The 10,824-nt window shown below is 60.8% G+C and carries 9 protein-coding genes; all 9 read left to right on the forward strand.

Translation table 11 applies throughout. The features are described 5' to 3' along the window. Positions 1 to 31 precede the first annotated feature (31 nt). The 9 genes from AC1DRN_RS15035 to AC1DRN_RS15075 all read left to right on the forward strand — a co-directional run bounded on the left by AC1DRN_RS15035 (position 32) and on the right by AC1DRN_RS15075 (position 10,749). A complete protein-coding gene (locus AC1DRN_RS15035; RefSeq protein ID WP_223459445.1) occupies positions 32 to 763 on the forward strand; it encodes a response regulator in 732 nt (243 codons plus the stop codon). A 31-nt stretch (positions 764 to 794) separates the two neighbouring features. Further along, entirely contained in the window at positions 795 to 2,222 is a 1,428-nt protein-coding gene (locus AC1DRN_RS15040) for an ATP-binding protein (protein WP_223459525.1), read from the forward strand. 228 nt (positions 2,223 to 2,450) lie between these two features. Next, positions 2,451 to 3,710, forward strand: coding sequence for a D-mannose isomerase (locus AC1DRN_RS15045; protein WP_223459444.1), 1,260 nt, complete (start codon positions 2,451 to 2,453; stop codon positions 3,708 to 3,710). A 117-nt stretch (positions 3,711 to 3,827) separates the two neighbouring features. Beyond that, entirely contained in the window at positions 3,828 to 5,126 is a 1,299-nt protein-coding gene (locus AC1DRN_RS15050; protein WP_223459441.1) for an ABC transporter substrate-binding protein, read from the forward strand. A 192-nt stretch (positions 5,127 to 5,318) separates the two neighbouring features. Beyond that, entirely contained in the window at positions 5,319 to 6,227 is a 909-nt protein-coding gene (locus AC1DRN_RS15055; protein WP_008032969.1) for a carbohydrate ABC transporter permease, read from the forward strand. Beyond that, the gene (locus tag AC1DRN_RS15060; RefSeq protein WP_218427135.1) at positions 6,220 to 7,065 is read left to right on the forward strand and encodes a carbohydrate ABC transporter permease; all 846 of its coding nucleotides are present in this window, start codon (positions 6,220 to 6,222) and stop codon (positions 7,063 to 7,065) included. Before AC1DRN_RS15055 ends, AC1DRN_RS15060 begins: the two co-directional genes overlap by 8 nt. A 3-nt stretch (positions 7,066 to 7,068) precedes the next feature. After that, positions 7,069 to 8,229 carry an ABC transporter ATP-binding protein gene (locus AC1DRN_RS15065; protein WP_223459438.1) on the forward strand — a complete coding sequence of 387 codons (1,161 nt, stop codon included), beginning with the start codon at positions 7,069 to 7,071 and terminating at the stop codon, positions 8,227 to 8,229. A gap of 204 nt (positions 8,230 to 8,433) precedes the next feature. Further along, positions 8,434 to 9,780, forward strand: coding sequence for a carbohydrate porin (locus AC1DRN_RS15070; protein WP_457266088.1), 1,347 nt, complete (start codon positions 8,434 to 8,436; stop codon positions 9,778 to 9,780). A gap of 114 nt (positions 9,781 to 9,894) precedes the next feature. After that, a complete protein-coding gene (locus AC1DRN_RS15075) occupies positions 9,895 to 10,749 on the forward strand; it encodes a D-hexose-6-phosphate mutarotase (RefSeq protein WP_223459434.1) in 855 nt (284 codons plus the stop codon). Positions 10,750 to 10,824: the final 75 nt, after the last annotated feature.

Below are 10,824 nucleotides of genomic sequence, written 5' to 3' on the forward strand. Positions count from 1 at the left end.
CCGCCCAATTCAAACAACAAGGACGCCGCCCGTGAGCTCAGTCAACAAGTCGATTTTGTTGGTCGATGACGATCAAGAGATACGCGAGTTGCTGGACACCTACCTGACCCGTGCCGGTTTCCAGGTGCGTGCCACCGCCGATGGCGCCGGTTTTCGCCAGGCGCTGAACGACGCGCCGGCCGATCTGGTGATCCTTGATGTGATGCTGCCCGACGAAGACGGCTTCAGCCTGTGTCGCTGGATTCGCCAGCATCCACGCCAGGCGCAGGTGCCGATCATCATGCTCACCGCCAGTTCCGACGAGGCAGACCGCGTCATCGGCCTGGAGCTGGGCGCCGACGATTACCTCGGCAAGCCGTTCAGCCCACGGGAGTTGCAGGCGCGGATCAAGGCGTTGCTACGCCGTGCGCAGTTCGGCCAGGAACGTAACGGCGGTGAGGTGCTGGCCTTCGATGACTGGCGGCTGGACATGGTCAGCCATCGGCTGTTTCACATCGACGGCGAAGAGGTGATTCTCTCGGGCGCCGACTTCGCGCTGCTGAAACTGTTTCTCGATCACCCGCAGGAAATCCTCGACCGCGACACCATCGGCAACGCCACTCGTGGCCGTGAACTGATGCCCCTGGATCGCATCGTCGACATGGCGGTCAGCCGGTTGCGCCAACGCCTGCGCGACACGGAAAAACCGCCACGGCTGATCCGCACCGTGCGTGGCAGCGGCTACCAACTGGCGGCCAATGTGGTTGCCAGCAATGGCCACTAAGCTATTGCGCAAGCTCGCCGCCAAGGTGCCGATGCCGCGTTCGCTGCTCGGGCGGATGTTGCTGTTGACCCTGCTGGCGGTGTTGTTCGCCCAAGCGTTGTCGAGCGTGATCTGGGTCTCGCAACTGCGTGCCACGCAGCTCGAGGGCCTGGTCACCAGCGCCCGCAGCCTGGCCCATTCAATGACGGCCAGTGTCAGTTATTTCCGTTCGTTGCCGGTGGCGTTCCGGCCCTTGGTGCTCGATCAGTTGCGCAGCATGGGCGGCACCCGGTTCGTGGTGACGCTCAACGACAAACCCCTGGGCATGGAGGTGCTGCCCATCACCCCGCGCAAAGAGGCGGTGCTCAAAGCGGTGGACGAGGTGCTGCGCCAGTCCCTCGGCCAGGACACGGACATCTCGGTGACCTTCGTCAGCCCGCAAGACCTGCGCATCTTCAATGGCGGCCTGAAGCTCGATGAGTTGCCACGCTCCTGGGCGCACTACGCGTTGACCCTGGAGCCGGTGAACCCGCCGGTACTGGTCACGCAGATCCAGATGGCGCCGGGCGAGTGGCTGTACATCGCCTCGCTGTTGCCCGAGCCCTACACCAGCCTTGAAGAGCAGGGCCTGCCGGCGCAGCAGGTGTGGTTCATCGTCCTGACCAGCAGCTTTTTGCTGTTGTTCATCGGCCTGCTGGTGCACTGGCAGAGTCGTCCGCTCAAGCGCCTGGCGCGGGCGGCGCGGGACCTGTCGTTGGGGGCCGACGTGGAACCGGTGGCCGAAGGCGGTGGCAGTGAAGTGGTCGAGGTCGGGCGCGCCTTCAACACCATGCGCGAGCGCATCAGTCGTTACCTGACCGAGCGCAGCCAGTTGTTCAGCGCCATTTCCCACGACTTGCGCACGCCGATCACCCGTTTGCGCCTGAGGGTCGAATTGCTCGAAGACGAAACACTGCAAACCAAGTTCGGGCGTGACCTGGACGAGCTCGAATTGCTGGTCAAGGGCGCGCTGCAATGCGTGAAAGACACCGACATCCACGAGAACATCGAGCCGGTGGACCTCAATCATGTGCTCGACTGTCTGGTGGAGCCCTATCTCGCGCCGAACGGCAACGGCCGCGTGACCCAGCAGGGGCGGGCGCTGGCGGCGTATCCGGGCAAACCGCTGGCACTCAAGCGCTGCATCGGCAACCTGATCGATAACGCGTTGAAGTACGGGCAGAACGCGCACCTGCACATTGATGACGACGAAAGCGCGTTCGTCCTGCACGTCGATGATGAAGGGCCGGGCGTGCCGGAGCAGCGGCTGGAGCAGGTGTTCGAACCGCACTTTCGCCTGGCCGGGCAGCAACAGGGTTATGGGTTGGGGCTGGGGATTGCCCGCAACATTGCCCATAGCCATGGTGGTGAGGTGAGTCTGCAGAATCTGCGTGAAGGCGGGTTGCGAGTGACCCTGCAGTTGCCCCGCAGCGTTGACTAGTCAGACCGCGTTATCGTTCATCGCGAGCAGGCTCGCTCCTACAGGGTTTTTGCGTCGTACATAAATCCAATGTAGGAGCGAGCCTGCTCGCGATGGCGTCAGATCATTCAACACATATCCAAGAGCAAATGTCACAGCTTGGTGACATAACCCACCCCCTTCGTTACATGCCCACCTTCCCCCGTTGTTTATGCTGCCCCACAGTCATAACAACAAAAAAGGTACGCCATGGACACCTTCCAACCGGCCTTCAGCAGTTGGCTGAACGCACCTGCCCATCAGCAATGGCTCGCCAGCGAAGGCTTGCGCCTGCTGGCGTTTGCCAAGGCTTCGAAGCTACCTGAAGGCTTCGGCAACCTCGATGAAAAAGGCCGCCTCCCGGCTGATGCGCAAGCCCAGACCATGAACACCGCGCGCATGACCCACAGCTTCGCCATGGCCCACATTCAGGGCTTGCCGGGTTTCGCCGAACTGGTGGATCACGGTGTCGCTGCGCTGCGCGGGCCGTTGCGCGACGTGCTGCATGGCGGCTGGTTCGCGGCCGCCGAACATCGCAATGGCAACACCGGCAAGAATGCCTACCTGCATGCTTTCGTCGCACTGGCGGCCAGTTCTGCGGTGGTCGCACAGCGCCCCGGTGCACAAGCCTTGCTCGATGATGCCATCGATATCATCGACACTTATTTCTGGAGCGAAGAAGAAGGCGCGATGCGCGAATCTTTCAACCGTGACTGGAGCGAGGAGGAGGCGTACCGAGGCGCCAACAGCAACATGCACGCCACCGAAGCCTTCCTCGCCCTGGCCGATGTCACCGATGACAACCGCTGGCTGAGCCGCGCCCAACGGATTGTCGAGCGAGTGATCCATGGTCACGCCGCTGCCAACGATTACCTGGTGATCGAGCATTTCGACCGCGACTGGCAGCCGCTACGGGACTACAACCGCGACAATCCGGCCGACGGCTTCCGCCCCTACGGCACCACCCCGGGCCATGGTTTCGAGTGGGCGCGGCTGTTGCTGCACCTCGAAGCTTCGCGGGTGAGAGCGGGGATGCTCACGCCGGGCTGGCTGGTCACCGACGCGCAAAAACTCTTCGAGCACAATTGCCGTCACGGTTGGAGCATCGACGGCGCGCCGGGGATTGTCTACACCCTGGACTGGGACAACAAAGCGGTGGTCCGCCATCGCCTGCACTGGACCCATTGCGAAGCCAGCGCCGCCGCCAGTGCCTTGCTCAAACGCACCGGTGAAGAGCAATACGAACACTGGTACCGACTTTTCTGGGAATTCTGTGACAGTCATTTCATTGACCGCGAAGGCGGCAGCTGGCATCACGAACTCGACCCGCAGAACCGCCCGAGTGCCGATATCTGGCCCGGCAAACCTGACCTTTACCACGCCTGGCAAGCCGTGCTGATTCCGCGCCTGGCGCTGGCACCGAGCATGGCCACGGCGCTGGCGCAGTTGTCCCAGAGCGGTTCTATGTAACCATGCGGTGACATTCGCGCATCCCTTCGTTACCTGCGAGGGGATATCCCCTGTTTAAACTCCTATGCAGCGCAAGCAATAGACTTGCATGCATAACAACAAGAAAGGTGCTCCTGGATGAATGCGATTTCTCGCCTCGCTACTGTCATTTCTCTCGCTTCCCTGTCTGCGCTCCCCCTCAGTGTGCTTGCCGCCGAATCCAAAGGTTCCGTTGAAGTCGTTCACTGGTGGACTTCCGGTGGTGAAAAAGCAGCGGTCGATGTCCTGAAGGCTCAAGTCGAAAAAGACGGCTTCACCTGGAAGGACGGCGCAGTCGCCGGTGGCGGCGGTTCCACGGCCATGACCGTACTCAAAAGTCGCGCCGTAGCCGGCAACCCGCCAGGCGTTGCCCAGATCAAAGGTCCGGACATCCAGGAGTGGGGCAGCACTGGCCTGCTCAGCACCGACGCACTGAAAGAAGTCTCCAAGTCGGAAAACTGGGATGGCCTGCTGTCGAAGAAAGTCTCCGACACCGTTAAGTACGAAGGTGACTACGTCGCCGTGCCGGTGAACATCCACCGCGTCAACTGGCTGTGGATCAACCCGCAGGTGTTCAAGAAAGCCGGGATCGAAAAAGCCCCGACGACCCTCGAAGAATTCTATGCCGCCGGCGACAAGCTCAAGGCCGCCGGCTTCATCGCACTCGCCCACGGCGGTCAGCCTTGGCAGGACAGCACCGTGTTCGAAGACATTGTGCTCTCGGTCATGGGTGCTGACGGCTACAAAAAAGCCCTGGTCGACCTGGACCAGAAAACCCTGTCCGGCCCGGAGATGACCAAGTCCTTCACCGAGCTGAAAAAGATCACCACCTACATGGACCCGAACCGCGCCGGTCGTGACTGGAACATCGCCGCCGCCGACGTCATCAACGGCAAGGCCGGCATGCAGATGATGGGCGACTGGGCGAAAAGCGAGTGGACTGCGGCGAAGAAAGTCGCGGGCAAGGACTACCAGTGCGTAGCGTTCCCGGGCACTGAAAAAGCCTTCACCTACAACATCGACTCCCTGGCGGTGTTCAAGCTCAAGGCCGATCGCAAAGGCGACATCGCTGCCCAGCAAGACCTGGCCAAGGTCGCTTTGGGTACCGACTTCCAGAAAGTCTTCAGCATGAACAAGGGTTCGATCCCGGTGCGTAACGACATGCTGAACGAAATGGACAAGCTCGGCTTCGACGAGTGCGCCCAGAAGTCGGCGAAGGACTTCATCGCGGACGACAAGACCGGCGGCCTGCAACCGAGCATGGCGCACAACATGGCCACCTCCCTGGCCGTGCAGGGTGCGATCTTCGATGTGGTCACCAACTTCATGAACGACAAGGATGCTGACCCGGCCAAGGCCAGCGCCCAACTGGCCTCGGCTGTCAAAGCGGCCCAGTAATTCGTGATCGACGCAGGCAGGTCCTGCGGCAAACCCCAGAGAGAGCTCCGTCCCAATGTGGGAGCGAGCTTGCTCGCGATAGCTGACTGACATTCAACACTGATGTCGTCTGTTACACCGCTATCGCGAGCAAGCTCGCTCCCACAGGGTGGAACTCTGTCCGGATTTCACTTCTTCACCTGGATTATCCCGATGAGCTCTGTGGCGGTTTTCAGCAAAGCCTCACCGTTCGATGCGCTGCAACGCTGGCTACCCAAGTTGGTACTCGCGCCGAGCATGCTGATCGTGTTGGTTGGCTTCTACGGTTACATCATCTGGACGTTCATTCTGTCCTTCACCAACTCCAGCTTCATGCCGAGCTACAAGTGGGTCGGCCTGCAGCAATACATGCGCCTGATGGACAACGACCGCTGGTGGGTCGCGAGCAAGAACCTCGCGCTGTTCGGTGGCATGTTCATCGGCATCAGCCTGGTGCTGGGCGTGTTCCTCGCCGTGCTGCTGGACCAGCGCATTCGCAAGGAAGGCTTCATCCGCACCGTCTACCTGTACCCGATGGCGCTGTCGATGATCGTCACCGGTACCGCGTGGAAATGGCTGCTCAACCCGGGCCTGGGCCTGGACAAGATGCTGCGTGACTGGGGCTGGGAGGGCTTTCGTCTCGACTGGCTGGTGGATCAGGATCGCGTCGTCTACTGCCTGGTGATCGCCGCCGTGTGGCAAGCCTCCGGGTTTGTCATGGCGATGTTCCTGGCCGGCCTGCGCGGTGTCGATCAGTCGATCATCCGTGCCGCCCAGGTCGATGGTGCGAGCCTGCCGACCATCTACCTGAAAATCGTCCTGCCGAGCCTGCGCCCGGTGTTCTTCAGTGCCTTCATGATCCTGGCGCACATCGCGATCAAGAGCTTCGACCTGGTCGCGGCGATGACCGCGGGCGGTCCGGGTTACTCCTCCGACCTGCCGGCGATGTTCATGTATTCCTTCACCTTCAGCCGTGGCCAGATGGGCATCGGTTCGGCCAGCGCCATGCTGATGCTCGGCGCCGTGCTGACCATCCTCGTGCCGTACCTGTACTCCGAGCTGCGAGGCAAACGCCATGACTAATCAACTCGGCAAACCATCGCTCAGCTTCAGCCGCATCGCGATCTACGCAACGTTGTTGCTGGCCGCTGCGATCTACCTGATCCCGTTGGTGGTAATGCTGCTGACCAGTTTCAAATCCCCGGAAGACATCCGTACCGGCAACCTGTTGAGCTGGCCGACCGTGATCGACGGCATCGGCTGGATCAAGGCCTGGGACGTGGTCGGCGGCTACTTCTGGAACTCGGTGAAGATCACCGTGCCGGCAGTGCTGATCTCGACTTTCATCGGGGCCATGAACGGCTACGTGCTGTCGATGTGGCGCTTCCGTGGTTCGCAGCTGTTCTTCGGCCTGTTGCTGTTCGGCTGCTTCCTGCCGTTCCAGACCGTGCTGTTGCCAGCCTCGTTCACCCTCGGCAAGTTCGGCCTGGCCAACACCACCACCGGCCTGGTGCTGGTGCATGTGGTCTACGGCCTGGCGTTCACCACGCTGTTCTTCCGTAACTACTACGTGAGCATTCCGGATGCGCTGGTCAAGGCCGCAAGGCTCGATGGCGCGGGCTTCTTCACGATCTTCCTGAAGATCCTGCTGCCGATGTCGATCCCGATCGTGATGGTCTGTCTGATCTGGCAGTTCACCCAGATCTGGAATGACTTCCTGTTCGGCGTGGTCTTCGCCAGTGGCGATGCCCAGCCAATTACCGTGGCCCTGAACAACCTGGTCAACACCAGCACCGGGGCCAAGGAATACAACGTTGATATGGCCGCCGCGATGATCGCCGGGCTGCCGACACTGCTGGTCTACATATTCGCTGGCAAGTATTTCCTGCGTGGGCTGACGTCCGGCGCGGTCAAGGGGTAGAACATGGCAACTCTCGAATTACGCAACGTCAACAAAACCTACGGGCCCGGCCTGCCGGACACCCTGAAAAACATCGAACTGAAAATCGATGACGGGGAATTCCTGATCCTGGTCGGCCCGTCGGGCTGTGGTAAATCCACGCTGATGAACTGCATCGCCGGTCTGGAAACCATCAGCGGCGGTGCGATCCTGGTGGACGACGCCGATATCAGCGGCATGAGCCCCAAGGATCGCGACATCGCCATGGTGTTCCAGTCCTACGCGCTGTACCCGACCATGAGCGTGCGCGACAACATCGCCTTCGGCCTGAAGATCCGCAAAATGCCCACTGCCGAAATCGACGAAGAAGTCGCTCGGGTTTCCAAGCTGTTGCAGATCGAACACCTGCTCAGCCGCAAGCCCGGCCAGCTTTCCGGCGGCCAGCAGCAGCGTGTGGCGATGGGCCGCGCCCTGGCGCGGCGGCCGAAGATTTATCTGTTCGACGAGCCGCTGTCCAACCTCGACGCCAAGCTGCGGGTCGAGATGCGCACCGAAATGAAACTGATGCACCAGCGCCTGAAAACCACCACGGTCTACGTGACCCACGACCAGATCGAGGCCATGACCCTGGGCGACAAGGTTGCGGTGATGAAGGACGGGATCATCCAGCAGTTCGGTACGCCGAAAGACATCTACAACAACCCGGCCAACCTGTTCGTGGCGAGCTTCATCGGTTCGCCGCCGATGAACTTCATCCCGCTGCGCCTGCAGCGCAAGGACGGTCGTCTGGTCGCGCTGCTCGACAGCGGCCAGGCTCGTTGCGAGTTGCCTTTGGGCATGCAGGACGCCGGTCTCGAAGACCGCGAAGTGATCCTCGGCATGCGCCCTGAGCAGATCATTCTGGCCAACGGCGAAGCGAACGGCTTGCCGACCATTCGTGCCGAAGTCCAGGTCACCGAACCGACCGGTCCCGACACCCTGGTCTTCGTCAACCTCAACGACACCAAGGTCTGCTGCCGCCTGGCACCGGACGTGGCGCCGGCGGTGGGCGAGACGCTGACCCTGCAATTCGATCCGGCGAAAGTGCTGTTGTTCGATGCCAAGAGTGGGGAGCGGCTGGGGGTTGCCGGTGTGCCGAAAGCCGAGGTGCACGCTGATAACGTGGCCCGATTCAAAGGCCGCTGAAGAACAAATCTGTAGGAGCGAGCCTGCTCGCGATGGACGTCAACGATGACACTGGAAACCTGATACCCCACGGTGTTCTCAGGTTTCTCGCGAGCAGGCTCGCTCCTACAGGGGGGACATGTGGCGGATGGATTGTTGTCCGTCGCAACTGATGTAACCGCGTTAAAGAAGAAAAGTTAATAACAATAAAACGAGGAAGTAGGGATGAAGATGAAGAACAAGGTCCGGTTGATCTGCCAGGTTTCAGCAGCGGCAGCACTGGTTCTGGCCGGCAATGCGATGGCCGATGAAGCGTTCAGCTCCGACTCCAAGTGGATGACGGGCGATTGGGGTGGCGAGCGTACGAAGCTGATCGAGCAAGGCATCGACATCAAGATGGATTACGTCGGTGAAGTCGGCGGCAACCTCCATGGCGGTTTCAACGATGACAAGACCGCGCGCTACGCCGACCAGTTTGGCCTGGGCGCGGCGCTGGACCTGGAGAAGTTGTTCGGCTGGGATAACACCCAGGCCAAGATCCAGCTCACCAACCGTAACGGTGAGAACATCTCCAACGACCGTATCGGCGATCCGCGTGCCGGCACCTTGAGTTCCTCGCAGGAAGTCTTCGGTCGTGGCCATATGGTCCGTCTGACCCAGTTGTGGATTCAGCATCAGTTCTTCGACAACAAACTGGACGTCAAAGCCGGTTACTTCGGTGAAGGTGAAGACTTCAACACCTTCCCGTGCGAATTCCAGAACCTGGCGTTCTGCGGATCCCAGGTGGGTAACTGGGCCACCAACGTCTGGTTCAACTGGCCGGTCAGCCAGGCGGCGATCCGCGTGAAGTACAACATCAATGACGAGCTCTACGCTCAGATTGGCGCGTACAACCAGAACCCGTCGCAACTGGAGCACGGCAACGGCTTCAAGCTCAGCGGCAGCGGTACTGCGGGCACCGTGTTGCCGGTCGAACTGGTCTGGTCGCCGAAGGTCAACAGCCTGCCGGGCGAATACCGTATCGGTTACTACAAAAGCACTGCCCCTGCCGATGACGTTCTCAAGGACGACAACGGCCAGGACGCAGCGACCACGGGCAAGCCTTTTCGCGTCCACGATAGCAAGCACGGCTACTGGTTCGTCGCGCAGCAGCAACTCACCACTCACAACGGTGACGCTTCTCGCGGTCTGAACATCGCGGCCAACGCCACCTTCCACGACAAGGACACTAACGTCGTCGACAACTACCAGTCGCTGATGTTCGTGTACAAGGGCCCGTTCGACGCGCGTCCGAAGGATGACGTGGGCATCGGTTTCGCCCGTATCCATGTCAACGATGACGTGAAGAAAAACGCCGAGCTGACCAACGCGGCCAACGGTGTGTCGGACTTCGACAATCCGCTGTTCTCGCCCATTCGTGAAACCGAATACAACTACGAGATCAACTACGGCTTCCACGTGACCAACTGGCTGACCGTACGTCCCAACCTGCAATACGTCACGCACCCCGGTGGCGTGGATGAAGTCGACAACGCGCTGGTGGCCGGCCTGAAAATTCAGTCGGTGTTCTGACGCGTCTGCGATAAGCTTCTCTCCATGTGCGCATATTTGCGGACAGCCATGGCTGTCCGCTTTTTTTTGTGGGCCGCGCACCCCGGTGACAGATGATTTTCAGGACCGTGGCACATGCTTGAGCATCCGCTACAACGCTTCTTCAAATCCTTGCGCGAGCGCTCCGTGTTTGCGTGGGAGCGCTATCAGATGCGCGATGTGCTGGTGATCGATCATCCGCTGTGTCAGGCGGTGTTCAGTCGTCAGGGCGCGCAGTTGTTGCACTTCCAGCCCAAGGGGCAAAAACCCTGGCTGTGGTGCGCGGCGAAGTGGCCGCAGGTTGGCGCCATTCGCGGTGGCGTGCCGGTGTGTTGGCCGTGGTATGGCCGGCATCCGAGCGAAAATGCCTGGCCGTCCCATGGCTGGGCGCGCTTGCTCGACTGGAAGCTGCTCGACAGCAACAGTGACGACGATGGCGTGCGATTGCACTGGCAGCTGAAGTTGTGCGACTGGCAGGTGGACTTGCACGCCCACTTGGGTGAACGCATGGAGCTGCGCCTGAGCACCGAGCATCAGGACGACATGCCGTGCCAGTTGAGCCAGGCTTTGCATGCTTACTGGCGTATTGGCGATGTCAGTGAGATAGCGCTGTCTGGGCTCGAGGGCGCGCAGGGTTATGACCAGTTGAGCCGGCAGGCCTGTCAGCAGGAAGGCGAGTTGCGCGTGGATGGCGGTTGTCAGCGAGTGTTCCAGCATGACGGTGAATTGCAGCTCAACGACCACGCCTGGCAGCGGGCGCTGTGTATCGACACGGGTGAAACGGCTGACACGGTGGTGTGGCATCCCGGCTCGCGGCCATTGCTCGGCGTGACCTGGAACGAGATATCCGAATTCGTTTGCGTAGAGGCCGCAAGCGGCGGTACCGACAGCCTGTGCCTTGCACCTGGGGAGCGGGCGCATTTGAGTTTGCAGGCGCGGGTGGGGGCTTAGTTCAAGGGAGGCTGTGTCTGGACTGCCGCCATCGCGAGCAAGCTCGCTCCCACAGGGGAATGCGTTCCAAATGTG

It is taken from the genome of Pseudomonas sp. P5_B3, assembly GCF_056400405.1.

Coding starts and splice junctions, on each gene's coding strand:
- AC1DRN_RS15040 (WP_223459525.1), top strand. CDS start 795: ATGCCGCGTTCGCTGCTCGGGCGGATGTTGCTGTTGACCCTGCTGGCG.
- AC1DRN_RS15045 (WP_223459444.1), top strand. CDS start 2,451: ATGGACACCTTCCAACCGGCCTTCAGCAGTTGGCTGAACGCACCTGCC.
- AC1DRN_RS15050 (WP_223459441.1), top strand. CDS start 3,828: ATGAATGCGATTTCTCGCCTCGCTACTGTCATTTCTCTCGCTTCCCTG.
- AC1DRN_RS15055 (WP_008032969.1), top strand. CDS start 5,319: ATGAGCTCTGTGGCGGTTTTCAGCAAAGCCTCACCGTTCGATGCGCTG.
- AC1DRN_RS15060 (WP_218427135.1), top strand. CDS start 6,220: ATGACTAATCAACTCGGCAAACCATCGCTCAGCTTCAGCCGCATCGCG.
- AC1DRN_RS15065 (WP_223459438.1), top strand. CDS start 7,069: ATGGCAACTCTCGAATTACGCAACGTCAACAAAACCTACGGGCCCGGC.
- AC1DRN_RS15070 (WP_457266088.1), top strand. CDS start 8,434: ATGAAGATGAAGAACAAGGTCCGGTTGATCTGCCAGGTTTCAGCAGCG.
- AC1DRN_RS15075 (WP_223459434.1), top strand. CDS start 9,895: ATGCTTGAGCATCCGCTACAACGCTTCTTCAAATCCTTGCGCGAGCGC.